At 61.4% G+C, this 20,034-nt stretch carries 20 protein-coding genes; 12 read left to right on the top strand and 8 right to left on the bottom strand.

Translation table 11 applies throughout. The features are described from left to right. Window positions 1–269 precede the first annotated feature (269 nt). The 4 genes from ffh to rpsP are packed head-to-tail and all read left to right on the top strand — an operon-like array spanning window position 270 to window position 3,122. Window positions 270–1,844: a signal recognition particle protein gene (gene ffh / locus DEJ54_RS05025; protein WP_113153597.1), complete on the top strand. Its 1,575-nt coding sequence runs from the start codon at window positions 270–272 to the stop codon at window positions 1,842–1,844. Between the two features lie 9 nt (window positions 1,845–1,853). Continuing rightward, complete coding sequence (locus tag DEJ54_RS05020; RefSeq protein ID WP_162742215.1) at window positions 1,854–2,186, top strand: chorismate mutase; 333 nt, start codon at window positions 1,854–1,856, stop codon at window positions 2,184–2,186. A 2-nt stretch (window positions 2,187–2,188) separates the two neighbouring features. Next, window positions 2,189–2,692 carry a GNAT family N-acetyltransferase gene (locus tag DEJ54_RS05015; protein WP_113153596.1) on the top strand — a complete coding sequence of 168 codons (504 nt, stop codon included), beginning with the start codon at window positions 2,189–2,191 and terminating at the stop codon, window positions 2,690–2,692. Between the two features lie 25 nt (window positions 2,693–2,717). Next, complete coding sequence (gene rpsP / locus DEJ54_RS05010; RefSeq protein ID WP_113153595.1) at window positions 2,718–3,122, top strand: 30S ribosomal protein S16; 405 nt, start codon at window positions 2,718–2,720, stop codon at window positions 3,120–3,122. A 318-nt stretch (window positions 3,123–3,440) separates the two neighbouring features. On the opposite strand, the gene DEJ54_RS05000 is transcribed toward rpsP, so the two are convergent. The 4 genes from DEJ54_RS05000 to leuD all read right to left on the bottom strand — a co-directional run bounded on the left by DEJ54_RS05000 (window position 3,441) and on the right by leuD (window position 7,040). Next, a complete protein-coding gene (locus DEJ54_RS05000) occupies window positions 3,441–4,475 on the bottom strand; it encodes an aspartate-semialdehyde dehydrogenase (protein ID WP_113153594.1) in 1,035 nt (344 codons plus the stop codon). Window positions 4,476–4,840: 365 nt separating this feature from the next. Then, window positions 4,841–5,950 (bottom strand): 3-isopropylmalate dehydrogenase, encoded by a 1,110-nt coding sequence (gene leuB / locus DEJ54_RS04995; RefSeq protein WP_113153593.1) that lies wholly within the window; start codon window positions 5,948–5,950, stop codon window positions 4,841–4,843. 35 nt (window positions 5,951–5,985) lie between these two features. Continuing rightward, window positions 5,986–6,444: a RidA family protein gene (locus DEJ54_RS04990; RefSeq protein ID WP_113153592.1), complete on the bottom strand. Its 459-nt coding sequence runs from the start codon at window positions 6,442–6,444 to the stop codon at window positions 5,986–5,988. Beyond that, a complete protein-coding gene (gene leuD / locus DEJ54_RS04985) occupies window positions 6,435–7,040 on the bottom strand; it encodes a 3-isopropylmalate dehydratase small subunit (RefSeq protein ID WP_113153591.1) in 606 nt (201 codons plus the stop codon). Before leuD ends, DEJ54_RS04990 begins: the two co-directional genes overlap by 10 nt. Before the next feature lie 115 nt (window positions 7,041–7,155). On the opposite strand from leuD, the gene DEJ54_RS04980 reads away from it, so the two are divergent. After that, complete coding sequence (locus DEJ54_RS04980; RefSeq protein ID WP_113153590.1) at window positions 7,156–8,061, top strand: CoA ester lyase; 906 nt, start codon at window positions 7,156–7,158, stop codon at window positions 8,059–8,061. After that, entirely contained in the window at window positions 8,058–8,264 is a 207-nt protein-coding gene (locus DEJ54_RS04975) for a DUF1737 domain-containing protein (protein ID WP_113153589.1), read from the top strand. The genes DEJ54_RS04980 and DEJ54_RS04975 overlap by 4 nt, the downstream gene beginning before the upstream one ends. A gap of 25 nt (window positions 8,265–8,289) precedes the next feature. Here the strand turns inward: DEJ54_RS04975 and DEJ54_RS04970 are convergent, their stop codons facing one another. After that, entirely contained in the window at window positions 8,290–8,712 is a 423-nt protein-coding gene (locus tag DEJ54_RS04970; protein WP_113153588.1) for a metallopeptidase family protein, read from the bottom strand. A gap of 176 nt (window positions 8,713–8,888) precedes the next feature. Here DEJ54_RS04970 and ybgF point away from each other — a divergent pair, with 176 nt between their 5' ends. The 6 genes from ybgF (at window position 8,889) to DEJ54_RS04940 (ending at window position 17,035) form a co-directional block, all read left to right on the top strand. Then, window positions 8,889–9,869: a tol-pal system protein YbgF gene (gene ybgF, locus DEJ54_RS04965; protein ID WP_113153587.1), complete on the top strand. Its 981-nt coding sequence runs from the start codon at window positions 8,889–8,891 to the stop codon at window positions 9,867–9,869. Next, on the top strand, window positions 9,863–11,203 hold the full coding sequence (gene tilS, locus DEJ54_RS04960) for a tRNA lysidine(34) synthetase TilS (protein ID WP_113153586.1): 1,341 nt from the start codon (window positions 9,863–9,865) through the stop codon (window positions 11,201–11,203). The genes ybgF and tilS overlap by 7 nt, the downstream gene beginning before the upstream one ends. 111 nt (window positions 11,204–11,314) lie before the next feature. After that, entirely contained in the window at window positions 11,315–13,255 is a 1,941-nt protein-coding gene (ftsH, locus tag DEJ54_RS04955) for an ATP-dependent zinc metalloprotease FtsH (RefSeq protein WP_113153585.1), read from the top strand. A 300-nt stretch (window positions 13,256–13,555) separates the two neighbouring features. After that, window positions 13,556–14,908 (top strand): phosphoglucosamine mutase, encoded by a 1,353-nt coding sequence (glmM, locus tag DEJ54_RS04950; protein WP_113153584.1) that lies wholly within the window; start codon window positions 13,556–13,558, stop codon window positions 14,906–14,908. A gap of 229 nt (window positions 14,909–15,137) precedes the next feature. Beyond that, window positions 15,138–15,995 carry an outer membrane protein gene (locus tag DEJ54_RS04945; RefSeq protein WP_113153583.1) on the top strand — a complete coding sequence of 286 codons (858 nt, stop codon included), beginning with the start codon at window positions 15,138–15,140 and terminating at the stop codon, window positions 15,993–15,995. A 200-nt stretch (window positions 15,996–16,195) separates the two neighbouring features. Then, entirely contained in the window at window positions 16,196–17,035 is an 840-nt protein-coding gene (locus tag DEJ54_RS04940; RefSeq protein ID WP_113153582.1) for an outer membrane protein, read from the top strand. A 329-nt stretch (window positions 17,036–17,364) separates the two neighbouring features. Here the strand turns inward: DEJ54_RS04940 and DEJ54_RS04935 are convergent, their stop codons facing one another. From DEJ54_RS04935 to DEJ54_RS04925, 3 genes are all read right to left on the bottom strand, one after another. Beyond that, window positions 17,365–17,679 carry a hypothetical protein gene (locus tag DEJ54_RS04935; RefSeq protein ID WP_113153581.1) on the bottom strand — a complete coding sequence of 105 codons (315 nt, stop codon included), beginning with the start codon at window positions 17,677–17,679 and terminating at the stop codon, window positions 17,365–17,367. A gap of 98 nt (window positions 17,680–17,777) precedes the next feature. Continuing rightward, window positions 17,778–19,148: an FAD-binding oxidoreductase gene (locus DEJ54_RS04930; RefSeq protein WP_113153580.1), complete on the bottom strand. Its 1,371-nt coding sequence runs from the start codon at window positions 19,146–19,148 to the stop codon at window positions 17,778–17,780. 259 nt (window positions 19,149–19,407) lie between these two features. Beyond that, window positions 19,408–20,034, bottom strand: coding sequence for a LysE family translocator (locus DEJ54_RS04925; RefSeq protein ID WP_204360854.1), 627 nt, complete (start codon window positions 20,032–20,034; stop codon window positions 19,408–19,410).

Below are 20,034 nucleotides of genomic sequence, written 5' to 3'. Positions count from 1 at the left end.
ATTGCGGGCGGCGCTGCGTTCCTGACACGCGCACTTCTTGACTCTTGGCGCGTTTTCCTGTCTACAGGCTTGGAATTTCCGCGACGAGTGACAACTCCGAGCAGCCGACCAGGGCGCCTTTCAGCGGAAAGTGACGATCCTGGAGGTCAACACCCGGCAGCGCGATGCGCCCCCGGGTGCTTTTCGGCTTTGCTTGGCGTTTGAAGCCCGGGCGCGGATGCATTACCTCTCGCAGCACAAGCAATCGATGCGAGAAATGAGGAACGCGGATGTTTGAATCGCTTCAGGAACGCCTTGGTTCCATCCTGAACGGCCTGACCGGTCGCGGTGCGCTGTCGGAGGCGGATGTCGCTGCCGCGCTGCGCGAGGTCCGTCGTGCGCTGATCGAGGCCGATGTGGCGCTCGACGTGGTGCGTTCCTTCACTGACCGCGTGCGCGAAAAGGCTGTCGGCGCCGAAGTCCTCAAATCGATCAAGCCCGGCCAGATGGTCGTCAAGATCGTCCATGACGAGCTCATCGAGATGCTCGGCACGGAAGGCGAGACGATTGATCTCAACGCGCCGGCGCCCGTTGTCATCATGATGGTCGGTCTGCAGGGCTCTGGTAAGACCACCACGACCGGCAAGATCGCCAAGCGCCTGACCGAGAAGCAGGGCAAGAAGGTGCTGATGGCGTCGCTGGATACGCGCCGCCCCGCCGCCCAGGAACAGCTCAAGCAGATCGGCGAGCAGACCGGTGTTGCAACGCTGCCGATCATTGCCGGCCAGACGCCGGTCGAGATCGCCAAGCGCGCCACGCAGGCGGCCCGCCTCGGCGGCCACGATGTGGTGATCCTCGATACTGCAGGCCGTACGCATATCGACGAGCCGCTGATGGTCGAGATGTCGGACATCAAGAGCGCGTCGAACCCGCACGAGATCCTGCTCGTGGCCGACTCGCTCACCGGTCAGGACGCCGTCAATCTCGCCAACAACTTCAACGACCGCGTCGGCATTACCGGCCTCGTTCTGACCCGTATGGACGGTGACGGGCGTGGCGGTGCGGCGCTCTCCATGCGCGCTGTCACCGGCAAGCCGATCAAGCTGATCGGCGTTGGCGAAAAGATGGACGCGCTCGAGGAGTTCTATCCCAAGCGCATCGCCGACCGCATTCTGGGCATGGGCGATATCGTTTCGCTGGTCGAGAAGGCTGCCGAAACCATCGATGCGGAAAAAGCCGCGGCGATGGCCAAGAAGATGCAGGCCGGCAAGTTCGACCTGAACGACCTCGCCGATCAGCTGCGCCAGATGCAGAACATGGGTGGCATGGGCGGCATCATGGGCATGATGCCGGGCATGGGCAAGATGAAGGACCAGATGGCTGCCGCCGGCCTCGACGACAAGATGTTCGGTCGCCAGATCGCCATCATCCAGTCGATGACGCCGAAGGAGCGCGCCAATCCGGAGCTGCTCAAGCACAGCCGCAAGAAGCGCATCGCGGCGGGCTCCGGTACGGACTCGGCGCAGATCAACAAGCTCCTGAAGATGCACCGCCAGATGGGCGACATGATGAAGGCCATGGGCGGCAAGGGCCGCAAGGGCGGCATGATGCGCGGCCTCATGGGCGGCATGGCGCAGAAGATGGGCCTTGGCGGGATGCCAGGGGGCCTTGGGGGCGGCATGCCGGATCTGTCCAAGATGGACCCGAAGCAGCTTGAGGCTCTGCAGAAGCAGGCCGAGGCCGCAGGGCTCGGCGGTGCTGGCGGGCTTCCCAAGGGTGGTTTGCCCAAGGGCCTTCCGGGAATGCCGGGTGGTGGTTTGCCGGGTCTGCCCGGTGGTCTCCCCGGTCTGCCGAAGAAAAAGTAGGGGGACGGGATGAGCGGCAATACGGATGCAGCGATGGCGAAGCTTCTGGAGCTTCGCGCTTCCATCGACAACATTGATGCGGCGCTGGTGCACATGCTGGCGGAGCGTTTCCGCTGCACGAAGGCCGTTGGGCATCTCAAGGCCGTTCACGATCTGCCGCCGGCTGATCCTGCGCGCGAGGAGCGCCAGATTGCGCGCCTGCGCCGTCTTGCCGACGATGCAAATCTCGATCCGGATTTCGCAGAGAAGTTCCTGAACTTCATCATTCATGAGGTGATCCGTCACCACGAGGCCATCGCCGAACAGCACGGCAATGGTGCGGCCAGGAACGGGGACGCCTGAAGATGACGCCGGTTCTCGAAAGCGAGCGCCTCATCCTGCGCGGCTGGCAGCGGGAAGACTTTCCCGCTTATGCAGCCTTTTGCGCGGATGCGAAGCGCACGCTTCATACCGGCGGACCGAAGGACGCCTTCCAGGCATGGACCGCTTTCTCGTCCATGGTCGGCGCATGGGCGCTCAATGGCTACGGCATGTTCGCCGTGCAGCCGAAAGACGCCGATGCCGTTGCCGGTTTCGTTGGTCTCTGGCATCCGCCGGCGATTGATGAACCGGAGCTTGCCTGGAGCCTCTATGAGGGCTTCGAGGGCAAGGGTTATGCGGTGGAGGCAGCACGCCGCGTGCAGGTCTGGGCAGCCGAAGACCTGAAATTGCCTCCGCTTATGAGCTTCGTCCACCCGGACAATCTGGCCTCACAGGCCGTTGCAAGGAGACTGGGTGCCGAACCCATGTCTTCGACTGAACTGCGCGGTGAACCGCGCCTGAGATTCCGGCACGCCCTGCCGGCTTGAACGCCATTATCGAAAGGAACATCCCATGGCACTGAAAATTCGTCTGGCCCGTGCGGGCTCCAAGAAGCGCCCCTACTACCACGTCGTCATCGCCGACGTGCGCAGCCCGCGCGACGGCCGCTTCATCGAGAAGGTCGGCTCCTGGAACCCGATGCTGGCCAAGGACGGCGAGCGCGTTGTTCTGAACGAAGAGCGCATCAAGTACTGGATCGAGAACGGCGCACTGCCGACCGACCGTGTTCTGCGCTTCCTCGACCAGGCCGGCATTGCCAAGCGTGACGAGCGCAGCAACCCGAAGAAGGGTCTGCCGGGCAAGAAGGCGCAGGAGCGCATCGATGCTGCCAAGCAGGCTGAGGAAGAGGCAAAGGCTGCTGCAGCTGAAGCCGCTGCTGCTGCCGAGGCTCCGGCTGAAGAGGCTGCAAGCGAGTAAGCTTTGCATCCTTTGGGCTCTTGCGGCCCGGGAATTGACAATGGCGGGTCGAAAGGCCCGCCATTTTTGTTTGGGATGTGGTGTGACGCTATCCGCGATGGCGCTTGCCCCTCACCCTCACCCTTACCCTCTCCCCGCGCGCGGGGAGAGGGAGGCATCCACGTTGCGGCCATCTTTCTTCTCCCCGTATACGGGGAGAAGGTGCCGGCAGGCGGATGAGGGGCGAGCGCCGGCCTCAACGAATAACCACGGCGCAAAAGAAAAAGCGGACCCAAAGGCCCGCTTTTCTCGTTCTTCGATCAAAGAACCCGCCTGAGATCAGGCAGCTTCCTTCTTCGGCTGGATCAGGCCGCGCGCCACAAGAAGCTCGGCGATCTGAACCGTGTTGAGGGCAGCGCCCTTGCGCAGATTGTCGGCCACGACCCACAGAGCCAGACCATTGTCGACCGTCGGGTCTTCACGCAGGCGGCTGATATAGGTGGCGTCTTCGCCGGCGCTCTCGTAAGGCGTCACGTAGCCGCCGTCCTCGTGCTTGTCGATGACCTGGCAGCCCGGCGCTTCGCGCAGGATCTCGCGCGCCTCGTCGGCCGTGATCGGCTTCTCCAACTCCAGGTTCACGGCTTCCGCATGACCGATGAACACGGGCACGCGCACGCAGGTGGCCGTGAGCTTGATCTTCGGATCGAGCATCTTCTTGGTCTCGGCGACCATCTTCCACTCTTCCTTGGTAAAGCCGTCTTCCATGAAGACGTCGATATGGGGAATGCAGTTGAAGGCGATGCGTTTGGTGAACTTGTTGGTCGAGATCGGATCGGCGACGAAAACGGCGCGCGTCTGCTCGAACAGCTCGTCCATGCCTTCCTTGCCCGCGCCGGAAACCGACTGGTAGGTGGACACGACCACGCGCTTGATCGTCGCTGCCTCATGCAGCGGCTTCAGCGCGACCACGAGCTGCGCCGTGGAGCAGTTCGGATTGGCGATGATGTTCTTCTTGGTGAAACCCTCGATCGCTTCGGGGTTCACTTCAGGAACGATCAGCGGCACGTCCTGATCGTAGCGCCAGGCCGACGAATTGTCGATCACGACGCAGCCCTGCTTTCCGATCTTCGGAGAATACTCCTTGGAGATCGAACCGCCGGCCGACATCAGGCAGATATCGGTGTCGGAAAAGTCGTAGGACTCGAGTGCCTTAACCTTCAGCGTCTTGTCGCCGTAGGAAACCTCGGTGCCGACCGAACGGCGTGAAGCAAGCGGGACAATCTCGTCTGCCGGGAAGCCGCGCTCTTCGAGGATATTGAGCATTTCGCGGCCGACATTCCCCGTGGCGCCGGCGACAGCTATCTTGAAACCCATGTGGTTTTTAACTCCTGTCTCTCTCCGCTTGGCTTTGATTTGAAGGCCTGCAGCCAGCAGGCATCTTCTCCCCGGCTAGGCCCGGGGAGAGAACGAGCAGCCGAGGTGTCAGACCGTTTTGGTCGTCGTTTTGGCTGTCGTTTTGGTAAAGCAGAGACCGACGCTGCCGTTCCCGGCTGCGTTCAAAAAACTTTGTGCAAATGGCGCTTCGTGATGCGCGCGCATGGCAAAGGGGTCTCCGTTTCCGGGCGTTGTTTTACGCTGAATCGGTCGCAAGTCAACGCAATAGCGTAAATGAACGGGCCTGAGCGGCCCGTTCGGCATTTGTGGTCCGGCCTTCATGGGGCCGTGACGGGCACAGATGATCAGGCGAGCGCCTTGTACTTGGCGACAATGGCGTCGCCCATGGCGGTGGTGCCGACTTCGGTCATGCCTTCAGACATGAGGTCGCGGGTGCGCAGGCCGTCTTCCAGAACCGCAGCGATGGCCTTCTCCAGACGGTCCGCCTCTTCAACCATGTTGAAGGAGTAGCGCAGGCACATGGCGAAGGATGCGATCATGGCGATCGGGTTTGCGATGCCCTGGCCGGCGATGTCCGGTGCGGAACCGTGCACGGGCTCGTAAAGCGCCTTGCGCGAGCCGGTCTTCTCGTCCGGCGCGCCAAGCGAAGCCGAAGGCAGCATGCCAAGCGAACCGGTGAGCATGGCGGCAACGTCAGACAGCATGTCGCCGAACAGATTGTCGGTGACGATGACGTCGAACTGCTTGGGCCAGCGCACGAGCTGCATGCCGCCGGCGTCGGCCAGCATGTGCGTCAGCTCGACGTCGGAATACTTCGCCTTGTGCGTGTTGGCGACGACCTCTTTCCAGAGCACGCCAGACTTCATGACGTTGTGCTTTTCCATGGAGCAGACCTTGTTGCTCCGGGTGCGCGCCAGCTCGAAAGCGACGCCGGAAATGCGCTCGATCTCGTAGGTATCGTAAACCTGCGTGTCGATGCCGCGCTTCTGGCCATTGCCCAGATCGATGATCTCCTTGGGCTCGCCGAAATACACGCCGCCGGTCAGCTCGCGCAGGATGAGGATGTCGAGGCCCTCGACGACTTCCGGCTTGAGCGAGGACGTGGCGGCCAGCGCCGGGTAGCAGATGGCCGGACGCAGATTGGCGAACAGCTCCATCTCCTTGCGCAGGCGCAGGAGGCCGGCTTCCGGACGAACCTCGTAGGGAACGCCGTCCCACTTGGGACCGCCGACCGCGCCGAACAGAACGGCGTCCGCCGCCATGGCCTTGTCCATGTCGGCATCGGAGATCGACTGGCCGCACGCGTCATAGGCGCAGCCGCCCACGAGGCCTTCCTCGGTCTCGAAACCGGCATTGAAGTCGGCGTTCATCATGTCGATGAGCTTTTTGACCTCGGCCATTGCCTCTGGGCCGATGCCGTCGCCGGGGAGAAGAAGGAGTTTGCGCGTTGCCATGGAATGCCTCTCGAACTGGTAATTCGAGGGACTTGCTAATCCGCTCTGCCGGATTGCGCAAGGCTGCTGCCGTACGAAGCGGTACGGTTGCGCTTGAGGGCGGTCACCTCGATCTCGATTTTCATCTCCGGTTCGTTCAGCTCGCAGACGATCATCGTCGCTGCGGGCCGAATATCGCCGAAGGCTTCTCCGAGGATCGGAAAGACACGGGACACATAAGAGCGGCTGGTCACGTAATAATGCGCGCGCACCACATCGGCGAGCTCGAAGCCGCCCTCGGTCAGCGCTGCGCGAATGGTGGAAAGGCAGTTGCGTGTCTGCTCTTCCAAACTGTCGGGCATGGCCATGCTTGCATAGTCATAGCCCGTGGTGCCGGAAACGAAGCACCAGTCTCCGTCAACGACCGCGCGGCTGTAGCCTGCGGTCTTTTCGAAGGGAGACCCCGTGGAGATGAGGCGGCGCTGGCCGCCTCTATCATCCCGGCTTACGCCCACGGATGGCTTTCCGTGTACTTGTTCTCGAAGGTCTCGATAGCCGGAGCCTTCTCCATGGTGAGGCCGATGTCGTCGAGGCCGTTCAGCAGGCAGTGCCGTTTGAAGGCGTCGATCTCGAACTTCACCACGCCGCCATCGGGGCCGTGAATTTCCTGCGTTTCCAGGTCGACCGTCAGCGTTGCGTTGGAGCCGCGCTGGGCGTCGTCCATCAGCATGTCCAGCTCTTCCTGGCTCACCTTGATGGGCAGGATGCCGTTCTTGAAGCAGTTGCTGTAGAAGATGTCGGCGAAGCTGGTGGAAATCACGCAGCGAATGCCGAAATCGAGCAGCGCCCACGGGGCATGCTCACGGCTCGAGCCGCAGCCGAAATTGTCGCCGGCAACGAGAATGCTGGCATTCCGGTAGGCTGGCTTGTTGAGCACGAAGTCCGGGTTCTCGGAACCGTCTTCGTTGAAGCGCATTTCGGCGAAAAGTCCGGCGCCGAGACCGGTGCGCTTGATCGTCTTCAGATAATCCTTGGGGATGATCATGTCGGTGTCGACATTGACGATCGGCATGGGCGCGGCGACGCCCGTCAGCTTGGTGAACTTGTCCATAAATCCTGGTCCGTTGTCTGAGCGGCCATTTTATCTGCCGCACCTCCATACACAAGGCGGCTCCGCAAAGCAAAGCTCTCTTGCTTCGGATGCGGTACTGGGCCATGAAACGGGCATGCAGCACCATCCCGCACGCCTTCGCCGTTCCGTTCTCTACGCGCCCGCCAGCAATGAAAAGGCGCTGCTCAAAAGCACGTCTCTGGCCTGCGATGTGGTGATCTACGATCTCGAAGACGCGGTGGGGCCGGAGGAAAAACTGGCGGCGCGCGAGCGGCTGCGGGACTTCCTGAACGGCGGTGACCGGCCGCGCTGCGAGATCGTCGTGCGCATCAATGCGCTTTCGAGCATCTGGGGCACGGAAGACTTTCTGGCAGCCCGCGCCATGCGGCCCGACGCCATTCTTCTGCCCAAGGTCGACCGGCCACGCGACATTCTCGATGTGGACGCGATGCTGGACGAGACCGATGCGCCGCGCAGCCTGAAGCTTTGGGCGATGATCGAGACGCCGCGCGGCGTTCTCAATCTCGGGCCCATCGCAGAGCTCGGGCGCGATCCGGCGGCGCGTCTCTCCTGCCTTGTTGCCGGAACGAACGACCTGGCCAAGGAAACCGGCATCGAGCTGACCGCTGACCGGCGCTACCTGTCGCCCTTCCTGTTTCAGCTTGTCATGGCCGCGCGGGCCGGTGGCCTGTCGGTGCTTGATGGCGTCTCCAATGATTTCCGCGATCTGGAGGCGTTCGAGGCAAGCTGCCTTGAGGCGCGCTCCATGGGGTTCGATGGCAAGACGCTCATCCATCCCGCGCAGATCGGGCCGGCCAATGCGGTTTTTGCACCCTCTTCCGAGGCGATCGCCGAAGCCGAGGCCATTGTCACGGCCTTTGCCGATCCGAACAATGCCGGGCGCGGCGTGATTTCGCTCAATGGACGCATGGTGGAGCGCCTGCATCTGGAAATGGCGCAGACATTGCTGGCGCGCGCCGATGCGATCAGAGATAAAGACAACAGGGAGACGGCCCCATGAGGCTCTATCGTTTTTTGACCGGTCCGGACGATTCCAGCTTCTGCCACAAGGTGACGGCGGCGCTCAACAAGGGGTGGATCCTGCAGGGTTCGCCCACCTATGCCTATGACGCCGGGACCAAAACGATGCGCTGCGGTCAGGCGGTCTGCAAGGAAATCGACGGGCTTGAATACACGCCGGACATGAAGCTCGGAGACTATTGATCCACGCGATCTGCGGCTGGGGTGGTCAGGCCACGGATTCTTCGATGCGCGCCATATCATCGTCGGAAAGGCCGAAATGGTGGCCCACTTCGTGGATGAGGACGTGGTTGATGATGTCGCCCAGCGTCTCTTCGTTCTCGGCCCAGTAATCAAGGATCGCGCGTCGATAAAGCGTGATGCGGTTGGGGCCTTCCCCCGTGGCCGGGTTCCAGCGTTCGGCGATGCCGCGCCCCTCAAACAGGCCAAGCAGATCGAACGGCGTTTCCAGCGCCAGATCGTCCATGATCTCTTCCGTCGGAAACTCAGCGACCTGAATGATGATCTCACCGGTCAGCTTGCGGAACTCTTCCGGGAAGTTCGCATAGGATTCTAGCGCCAGAAGCTCCATTTCCTGGAGCGACGGCGAAAGCTGGCTTTCCCATGCGCGTGTTTGATAAATGCGTGCCATTCCTTGTCCTTTGAGGCGCCATATAGCGGTTTCTGCGTCCGCTTACGAGGGCGAAAAGCGCCATGCTGTCGAGCAACGGATGGCTGAAATCAAAATTTGGCCGAAGTCTCACGCCCTGATAAAGAGCAAATGGGGCAGTGAACAGCCCCGTTATCTATTGCGAAAGCGAGATTGGAATGTTTTTGCGAACGGTTGTGGGCGGCGTTCTGGCGCTGCCATTTCTCATGGCGGGGTCGGCGTTTGCTTTCGGTCCCGCGACAATGCCCGAAATGGGCTCGGCTGAACGGAACTCCGGGCATGTCATTCTTGCCCAGGCAGGCGATCCGCGCGTCGGCGCTCTGGAAGAGCAGCTTCGGCAGCTCAATGGGCGCGTGGAAGAGCTGAACTTCCAGATTCTGCAGATGCAGGATCAAATGCGCCGCATGCAGCAGGACAATGAGTTCCGCTTCCAGGAGCTGGAAAAGAACGGTGGCTCGGGTGCTGCGCCGGCTGGCGGAATGCCCGATCAGCGAACCGAGCAGGCCCCCCTGCCCGGTGGCGCCGTTGACGGTACACAGAGCGCGTCGCGGGACGCGCCAACCGTCGGCGCGCCGCCACGGTCGCTCGGCAGCGTGCGGTTCGACCAGAATGGCAACATCATCGGTGGCGAGGTCGGCGAGCCTGTCGATCTGACCCAGGCGGGCGAAATCGGCCAGCTTGGCCCCATTGGCCAGAACGGCGCCGGTCAAAACGGTCTTGGCCAAAACGATCAGGTGGCGGCGCTGCCTTCGGCCGACAATCCCGACGAGCTTTACAGAAACTCCTACGAATTCATCCTGTCGGGCGACTACAAGACGGCGGAAGCCGGTTTCCGCCAGCACATTGAGCGCTTCCCGGGCGATGCGCGCACCTCCGACGCTCATTTCTGGCTTGGTGAATCCCTGCTCGGCCAGGATCGCTACCGCGATGCCGCAGAAATCTTTCTGCGCGCCAGCCGCGACTACCCCAGTGCGGACAAGGCCCCCGACATGCTCTTGAAGCTCGGTATCTCGCTGGCAGCGATGAACCAGCGCGACGTGGCCTGTGTCACCTACAATGAAATCGGCCAGAAATACCCCGACATTTCCAGCGCGCTGCGTGAGCGTGTCAAACAGGAAAAGGCCCTTGCGGGTTGCTGAACCCGGTGGTTCTTCCTGATCCCGGAGCGCTTTTCGGCGATTACGCATTTGCCAAACAGAGCAGCGTGATTGCGGCAGTTTCCGGCGGCGGCGATTCTCTCGCCCTTCTCTTTCTTCTCAAGGATTTTCTCGACACGCAGGCTGATGCGCCGGCTTTGACAGCCGTGACGGTCGATCACGCCCTGCGGCCGGAATCGGCAGATGAGGCGCGCTTTGTCGCTGCCCTGTGCCGAAGCCACGGCATTGCGCACAAAACAATGGTCTGGCGCGGCGAAAAGCCGGCGACGGGCATTTCGGCTTCTGCCCGCGCGGCGCGGCTCGATCTTTTGGCACAGGCCGCCCGTGATGCGGGCGCTGGCCTGATTTTCACCGGTCACACGCAGGACGATCAGGCCGAGACCGTTTCGATGCGCGCCGACCGTGGCACGGGGCGCGGCAGCGCTGGCATTGCGCCCGCCACGCTTCACGATGGTTCGATCTGGTTCGCCCGCCCCCTTCTGGGGCTTCACCGTGGGGCGCTGCGCGACTATCTCGTTTCGCGCGACCTGCGCTGGATCGACGATCCGACCAATGACAATCCGGCTTATGAGCGTGTGCGTGTGCGCAAGGCGCTTGATGCGGAAACCGCCCGAAAACTGGTTCATGAGGCGACGGATGCGGCGGCCGAGCGCATGGCGCTGGGCGCGCGGGCGGCGCGTCTGATCGATGCGCACTGGCGCTGCGTTGCGCCGGGGCTTTATCGCGCCGAAACCGCGTTTCTGGACGCGGATGATGAACCGGCGCTGCTCTACGCGCTGCGCGTTCTGGCGGCGATGGCCGGTGGCGCTGCGCAATTGCCGGCAATCGAGCCCTCCGGACGCGTCCTGCTGCGGTTGCGCGACGGTTTTTGCGCCACATTGTCGCGGGCGGTCTTAGACCTTCGTTCAAGCGGCTTCTATCTGCACCGGGAGCGGCGCAACCTGCCAGTGCTTCAGGCTGCGGCGCAGCATATCCTGTGGGATGGGCGCTACCGCCTTTGCGCCGATGCCGGGGTGACGATTGCGCCGTTTGGCGTTCTGGCGCGCGACTGCCTGCCGGGAATTGCCTCTCCGATCTCTCAGGACGTTCTATTTGCTGCGCAATTTGCCGAACCGGCGTTCTGGGAGGGGGAAACCTGTCTTGGCCCCGCGCGAAACCGCATGAAGGATGGCGGTTTGCGGGTTCCCGCCCCATGGGCGCATCTTCTTCCCTCCTTCGATATGGCGCTGGCGCAGGCGCTGATCCGGCTGACCGGTGCCAAAACTGTTATCGCGTTGCCATCAGCGGACCACATTCAGCGAAGAGGCTTAACCTAAAGGCGAGCTGATGCCGTGGCTTGGCTTGGCAAGGAAGCACTGGCTCCCTATGTTATTTCAGACCACGAAAAACGGACGATCGCCGGCAACCGGCGAGTTTGCGGGACTTATATGAATCCGAATTACAGAAACTTTGCGCTCTGGGCGATCATCGCCGTCTTGCTGATTGCGCTCTTCAACCTGTTCCAGGCGCCGCAGCAGCGCGGCGCGACGCGCGACATCGCGTATTCGCAGTTTCTTGAGGAGCTTTCTTCGGGCAGCGTCGAGTCGGTGACGATCACCGGCGAGCGGATTACCGGCACCTATACCGGCAATGGCACGACCTTCCAGACCTATTCTCCCGGCGATCCGTCGCTGGTGCAGCGTCTTGAAGAGCGCGGCGTCACGATCAACGCCCGGCCTGAAACCGACAGCTCCAACTCCTTCCTTGGCTACCTGATCTCGTGGCTGCCAATGATCCTGATTCTCGGCGTGTGGATTTTCTTCATGCGCCAGATGCAGTCGGGCTCCGGTCGCGCCATGGGATTTGGCAAGTCCAAGGCCAAGCTGCTTACCGAGGCGCATGGCCGCGTGACCTTCCAGGACGTGGCCGGTGTCGACGAAGCCAAGGAGGATCTCGAGGAGATCGTTGAATTCCTGCGCGATCCGCAGAAATTCCAGCGGCTGGGCGGCAAGATCCCGCGCGGCGTGCTGCTCGTTGGCCCTCCCGGAACCGGTAAAACGCTTCTGGCCCGCTCCGTGGCCGGTGAAGCGAATGTGCCCTTCTTCACGATTTCCGGTTCTGACTTCGTTGAAATGTTCGTTGGTGTCGGCGCTTCCCGCGTGCGCGACATGTTCGAGCAGGCCAAGAAGAACGCGCCCTGCATCATCTTCATCGACGAAATCGATGCGGTTGGCCGTCATCGCGGCGCCGGTCTCGGCGGCGGCAATGACGAGCGCGAGCAGACGCTGAACCAGCTTCTGGTCGAGATGGACGGCTTCGAGGCCAATGAAGGCATCATCCTGATCGCCGCGACCAACCGTCCGGACGTTCTCGACCCCGCGCTTCTGCGTCCCGGCCGTTTCGACCGTCAGGTCGTGGTGCCGAACCCGGACGTGGCTGGCCGCGAGAAGATCCTGAAAGTGCATGTGCGAAACGTGCCTATGGCGCCGAATGTCGACCTCAAGGTCGTCGCGCGTGGCACGCCGGGCTTCTCCGGTGCGGACCTCGCCAACCTCGTTAACGAGGCTGCCCTCATGGCGGCGCGCCGCAACAAGCGTCTCGTCACCATGCAGGAATTCGAGGACGCGAAGGACAAGGTCATGATGGGCGCCGAGCGCCGCTCGCACGCCATGACCCAGGAAGAGAAGGAACTGACCGCCTATCACGAGGCCGGCCACGCCATGGTCGCGCTCCACGTGCCGAAGGCGGATCCGCTCCACAAGGCGACCATCATTCCACGCGGCCGTGCGCTGGGCATGGTGATGCAGCTTCCCGAGGGCGACCGCTACTCGATGAGCTACAAGTGGATGGTGTCGCGCCTCGCCATCATGATGGGCGGCCGCGTTGCCGAGGAACTGAAGTTCGGCAAGGAGAACATCACCTCCGGCGCGTCTTCCGACATCGAGCAGGCCACCAAGCTTGCCCGCGCCATGGTGACCCAGTGGGGCTTCTCGGACGAGCTCGGCCAGGTGGCTTACGGAGAGAACCAGGAAGAGGTCTTCCTCGGCCATTCCGTTGCACGCCAGCAGAACATGTCGCAGGAAACGCAGCAGAAGATCGACAGCGAAGTTCGCCGTCTGATCGATGAGGCCTATGCGACGGCGCGTGAGATCCTGACCACGAAGAACGATGGCTGGATCGCCATTGCCGAAGGCCTGCTCGAATATGAGACGCTGTCGGGCGATGAGATCAAGGCGCTGCTGCGCGGTGAGAAACCCTCGCGCGATGCCGGTGACGACACGCCCCCTTCCCGCGGCTCCGCCGTGCCGAAAACCGGCACGCGCTCCCAGGGCCAGAAGAAGGATGGCGACGAACCGGAAGGCGGTATGGAACCTCAGCCGCAGGGCTAGGCAGATCTCCAAAACGTCAATTGCCGTAACAAATGAAAACGCCGTGAACTCAGTTTCACGGCGTTTTTGGTTTCTTGATAATGTTACCAAAATCGCGCAAAAGGCGAAATCACGAGTATTTATGTGCCTTTTAACGTGTTGTTAATCATAATTCGCAAGCAGACGTTTATTGGCAAAGCGTTACACTGGCTCACAGAATTTGATGCGAACGAGTGTTGCTCCTGTGGCAAAAAGTGAGTGAGGGACGCCGCTTTGACACGCAAACCAGACAAAGTGCGCCGTAGGGGCAGTAAGGAAAAAATGGCAAAGAAGTATTTTGGCACGGACGGTATCCGTGGGCGCGCCAACCGTTTTCCGATGACCGGCGAGATTGCCATGAAGGTGGGCATGGCGGCTGGCCTGGCATTCAAGAATGGCAGCCACCGTCATCGCGTCGTTCTTGGCAAGGACACGCGGCTTTCCGGCTACATGATCGAGAACGCGCTGGTGTCCGGTTTCTGCGCGGCGGGAATGGATGTTTTCCTGCTCGGCCCGATCCCGACGCCGGCTGTCGCCATGCTCGTGCGCTCGCTGCGCGCCGATATCGGCGTGATGATCTCCGCATCGCACAATCCCTATTACGATAACGGCATCAAGCTCTTCGGCCCGGACGGCTACAAGCTCTCCGACAAGATCGAGGGCCGCATCGAGGCCATGCTCGACAAGGAAGTCGAGCTGGCGCTGGCCGACAATGGCGCGCTGGGCCGCGCGACGCGCGTCGACGGCGTGCATGACCGCTATATCGAGTTCGCCAAACGCACGCTGCCGCGCTCCATGTCGCTTTCGGGTCTGCGCATTGTTCTCGACTGCGCCAATGGCGCTGCCTACAAGGTGGCGCCCGCAGTTCTCTGGGAGCTTGGCGCAGAGGTTATCGCGATCAATGATGAGCCGAATGGCGTCAACATCAACGATGATTGCGGTTCCACTCATCCGCTGGGGCTCGCCAAGAAGGTGCACGAAGTGCGCGCCGATATCGGCATCGCGCTTGATGGTGACGCCGACCGCGTTGTGATCGTCGATGAGAACGGCACGGTGATCGATGGCGACCAGATCATGGCGCTGATCGCGCAGTTCTGGCACAAGGCCGGCAAGCTCCAGGGCGGCGGCGTGGTTGCGACGATCATGTCCAATCTCGGTCTCGAGCGCTTCATGCACGACCTGAAGCTCGACCTTCACCGCGTGAAGGTGGGCGACCGTTATGTGGTCGAGCGCATGCGCGCCGACGGTCTGAACATCGGCGGCGAGCAGTCGGGCCATGTGGTCCTGTCCGACTTCACGACCACGGGCGACGGGCTGGTGGCCGCCCTGCAGGTTCTGGCCTGCATCAAGCGCGAGGATCGCCCGGCCAGCGAAGTGTGCAAACAGTTCGAGCCGGTGCCGCAGCTGCTCAAGAATGTGCGCATCAGCGGCGGCAAGCCGCTGGAGGCTGCGCCGGTCAAATCGGCCATCGCCGACGCAGAGGCCCGCCTGGGCGACAAGGGCCGTCTCGTGATCCGTCCCTCCGGCACCGAACCGCTGATCCGCGTGATGGCCGAGGCCGATGATCCCGCACTCGTGGAAAGCGTGGTTGATGACGTGATTGGCGCGATCGCGGATTCGAAGAGCGCCGCCTGAGCCAGGCGGTGACGGGCACTGTCGAAAAAGCATTCTGAAAAGCCGGCATTCGTGCCGGCTTTTTGTATTTTTGGCTTTGATTTTGCGCCTTTGCGCGTCAGGCGTGTATTCGCGTCGTGGTTAAGGCTTAAGGTTAAGTCGTATTTAACTTTTTTGGTCGAATACTCCCGTCGAGTTGCAATTTGCCGGTGTGCCCAGGGGGGCGCGGCAACGCCAAGGATGGGAACATATGTTGAAGTCTACGAAGGTCTTCGGGGCGGCCTTGCTGCTTTTTGCTCCGACCGCAGGCTATGCCGCCGATCTCTATGAACCGCCGATCATCGAAGCGCCCGAACCACTGCCGCCGATCATCGAGCCCGCCGCACCGGAATTTGGCGGATGGTATATTCGCGGCGATGTCGACTATCACTGGTCGAAGCTGCGCGGCACCGAATACATCACCTATGGTCCGGGGGCCGGTGGCCTTCGCGGAGGAACGGCGTCCTTCGACACGACGGACCTGAAGGGCGCCATGTCGCTGGGCGCCGGTGTCGGTTACCAGATCAATCGCTACCTTCGCGCCGATCTGACGGCGGACTACTGGTTCAAGTCGGATTTCACCGGCTCCACGTCGGGCACGTGCTCTGGCGGACCTTGCGTTTCCACGGATACCTCGGCCTATAGCGCCTGGCTGCTGATGGCCAACGCCTATATCGACCTTGGCACCTATCACGGCGTCACGCCTTATGTCGGTGCGGGTATCGGTGGCGCTCACATCAAGTGGGACGACCTGACGAACACCACGCCCGATGGCACGACGGTTCACGAAGGCTCCAGCAACTGGCGCTTCGCCTACTCGCTGATGGCCGGTGCTTCCTACTGCCTTACCGAGAATCTGAACCTCGACATGGGCTATCGCTTCACGCGTGTGAACGGCGGTCGCATGTTTGAGTATGCTTCGGGCGTTGCTCCGGGCTTCGACAAGGGCTTCAACGTTCACGAGGCCCGCGCGGGTCTGCGCTATCAGTTCGGTGGCAACACCAACTGCGCCGCGCCTCAGGTGGTCACCTACGACCCGCCGCCCTTCGAGCCGCCGGTCTACAAGTAAGACCTGCTCGTCAGACAGTCTGCATTCTTCAAAACCGCCCGGCCCAAATGCCGGGCGGTTTTGTTTTGCGCAGCCGTTATCGTAAACGCCTGCGATAACCATGCGTTAGCCTTAACTGCCGCTTAACCCGAATGGTTAATTATGGGGAGATAAAGCGGCGGGGGCACCCTTAATCCGTCGCGTCTCGCGGAGTTCGGATTATGAGCACTATCACCCGTCTGCTTGTCTCTTCGGTTTCTCTGACGCTGGTTTCCATCGGCGCAGCGCAGGCCGCTGACTATGACCCACCGATCATTATTGAAGAAGTGCCTGACGTGGTGCCGGTGGAGATTGGCAGCGGCTGGTATCTGCGCGGCGACATTGGCTATTCGCTGAAAACCAGCGCCAAGGACCCCTTTACCTATCGCACCTTCGATGGCGTGAACTACGGTTCCGCCGCATTCGACAGCGTCTCCCTTTCGAAGGATTTCAGCTTCGGTCTGGGTTTTGGCTATTCTTTCACCGACTGGTTCCGCGCCGACGCGACGCTTGACCGCTTTACTGCCGGTTTCAACGGCACGACCTCGAGCGCGGTTCCCTGTCCGGGTGCTCCTGCTGGAACGACCTGTCGTTCCGAGGACGGCTCGGAAGTCACCGGGTATTCCGCGCTGTTAAACGCCTATGTGGACCTCGGCACCTATGTGGGCTTCACACCCTATGTGGGCGCGGGCATCGGCTACACCTATATGCGCTGGGATGAACTCGCCAACAGTGCCTACTGCGTGGGTGGCGGCTGCGGCGGCACCAGCTTTGCGGGCACGTCCAGGCATTCGGGCGAGTCGGACTGGCGCTTCACCTACGCGCTCATGGCCGGTATGTCCTATGACTTCTCCAACAACATGAAGGTGGACCTCGGCTACCGCTATCGTCATGTCGATGGCGGCAACATGTTCGCCTGGGATGCCGCGACGGCGGCAGCCGGTGCGACGGGCGTGCAGGGCCACGACAGCGATCTTGCCACGCATGAGATCCGCGTTGGCCTGCGCTACGAATTATGGTGAGAGCCGGTTCTGGCCCCTTCCATACAGAAAACCCCACCTCCGCAGCCCAGCCCCTGAACTGAATGCGGGCGTATGGTAAAAGAACAAGCCGAGCCCCTTGGTCCAGCAGAACCTTGGGGTTCGGATATGCTTCATAAATCTGCAACAAGTAAGAAACGGCGACTTCCCGCCCTGCGCTGGCATGAACGGAAATCGCCCGCTTCGCGCCGCGCAAATTGGTCATTCACCAGCGCTTGCCCTTGCCCTGAAAGCCGCCGTTCGTTGACCGGGAACCGGGCATTCGCCGCGACGTGAACGAACGGCAGCGATGCGGACGCCAATTGGACAAACTACTCGACGACGCGGAACACTTCCCAATATGTCGAGCCCGAAACGATCACTTCGCCCATCTTCTTGCCCCAGTCGGCATGCATCTTGATCGATCCGATCTTGTCGAAAAAATTATCAAGCTCAGCGAGATTAGAAATCTCGAACTCGTCCTGAATAACGGCCTCCTTGGCGCCGATCGAACCGGTTATCACGCGGCTTTTCGACATATCAATATCCGTTTGCGAGCCGATCTGCTCGGCCCATTCTTTGTGAAGCGCCAGCGCTTCCGATTTCATTCCAAATTTAGCTTCGCAGGTCCAACGCGCGATCATCATGGGGTCTTCCTCCCTTCTCGTGTAAAGAGATTTGGCCTGTCCCGCAGGCCGAAAACCGGACGCCTGGGTGGGCGATATCTACACTTGGAAACGTCGGCCTATGGCGCGATGTTCTGGTTTATGTGGAACAGGTTGTCCGGGTCATATTGGCGCTTGAGTTTCAGGAGCCTGTCGTAATTGCCACCGAAGTTCTCCTGCGCGCGCCCGGCATCGTCTTCATCCATGAAGTTGATATAGCCGCCTGGTTCGGAATACGGCGCCACCGCATCCGAATAGTCTCGCACCCATTTGGTATGGGCCGCGTCATCGGCCGGGTCGTCGGATGCGGCCAGAACCACCATCGAGAAGTTGGCGTCTCTGTGCCCAAAGGCTGTGGCATCAGAATCCACGTCCTGACACGCGCCGTTGATCGGATAAAGATGCATGGTGGAACTGACCGTCGGTGCGTTCGGTCCGTGCTGGACATGCGCCGCGATCGCTTCGTCGGTGAGCTCCTTGACGAAGTTGCCCTTCCAGTATTGTCGGATGCCCGTCGGGAAAAGGCCATCGAAAGCCGCGTTGATTGCCGGGTACGGCACCGGCCCGACATGTTCGGCCTTGACCTCGGCAATGTCGTGGAACGCCTTGAACTGTTTTTCGCCCTCGGACGGATCCCCTGACCAGCAGGCGACGATGGCACAGAACATGTCGCCGTGGCGGTCTTCCGGGATGAATGGCAGTGGCGGTGCGATCTGGAAGGCCGGAAAGGCGCCCATCTCGCGCGGCGCGGTCTTGATGTAGTCCCGATAAAACCTGAAGATCGTTTCGGTCTCTTCGATCTCGAAGAACATCGGGCCCCAATAGACCGTTTCGACCGGCTGGAGCTTGTACTCGAGCGAGGTGCAAATGCCGAAATTTCCGCCGCCGCCGCGGATGGCCCAGAAGAGGTCGGTATTCCTGTCTTCACTTGCGATCAGCATCTTTCCGTCAGCCGTCACGACATCTGCCGAAATCAGGTTGTCGAGCGACAGGCCATGACCACGGGAGAGGTACCCGATCCCTCCGCCTAGCGTGAGCCCGGCAATGCCGGTTGTGGAGATGATCCCGCCCGTAGTGGCGAGACCAAAGGCATGGGTGGCCGAATTGAAATCACCCCACGTAGTACCTCCCTCGGCGCGAACCGTCTTGGCGCCCGGATCGACCCGGACGCTGCGCATATGCGACAGGTCGATAACGACGCCTCCGTCATTGGTGCCGAAGCCGGGACCGCTGTGCCCGCCGCCGCGGACAGAAAGTTCGTGCCCGTTGTCGCGGGCATAGTGGACTGTAGTCATCACGTCGCCGGCATTGGCTGCCCGCACGATGACGACGGGCCGTTTGTCGATCATTCCGTTGTGGACCTTGCGCGCCTCATCGTAGCTGTTGTCGGATTGGGTGATGACATCTCCGCGAATATGGTCGCGGAGTTCGCTTGGTGTCTTGGCTGTCATGGTTTTCCCGCCATGGTTTCTTGATTGTCCGCGTTGATCGCGGAACTCAGACAAGCCAATCAGCCAACCAAGACTCACAAGGAAACGATCTGTCGCCACAAACCATTGGCTGGCTTATCGACTGCGATCATTGCCTAAAGTTAACACAATTTTCGAAAATGGCAGAGTCGGCATTTTTTGACGCGCGTAACACTCACCTGAAAAGGAAGTTCAGCCGCTTCGCAGGGGCGGCTCCCTGCCCAGATGGAGGCACGGTGATCTAGCGTGCCGTTGACCAGCCGAACCAGAGCGCAACGAGCGCGAGGAGGGCGGAGAGTGTGCGCCGGGCGATCCGCTCGCGACGCGCATCGGTCAGAAATGGCTGTAGCGTGCTTGCCAGCACCACGATCATGCCGTGGATCAGTGTCGCCACGCCCACATAGATCGAGGTGAGGAGAATGGTCTGCGGCGTCAGTGGCTGCGTGGGGTCCACGAAGGTCGGTAAAACGGCGATGTAGAAAACCGCCGCCTTGGGATTGAGCAGATTTGTCACGAGACCGCGCATGAAATGCGCGCCGTCTGGCTTGTCTCCTGCCGCAGAGACGTCGCCGCCATCGCGCCAGCCATCCCAGGCCAGAAAGAGCAGGAAGAGCACACCCGCCCAGCGCAGCCCCTCATAGAGCAGGTCGGAGGCCTGAATGACCTGTGCCACGCCGAGCGCGGCAATGATGCCGACAATGCTGAGCCCGAGCGCCACGCCGGCAACCGTTGCGAAGCCGGGGCGGCGGCCTTCCGAGGCGGAGATCAGAGCCAGATAGGCCATGTTCGGTCCGGGCGTAAGCTCGATCAGCGTCGATGCCAGAGCGAATGAAGCGACAACGGTCAGATCGAGCCCAAAGACAGTCAT

The sequence above is a fragment of the Nitratireductor sp. OM-1 genome, assembly GCF_003296175.1.
Lineage (GTDB): Bacteria > Pseudomonadota > Alphaproteobacteria > Rhizobiales > Rhizobiaceae > Nitratireductor > Nitratireductor aquimarinus.
This window is presented reverse-complemented; position numbering and strand designations above follow the sequence as displayed.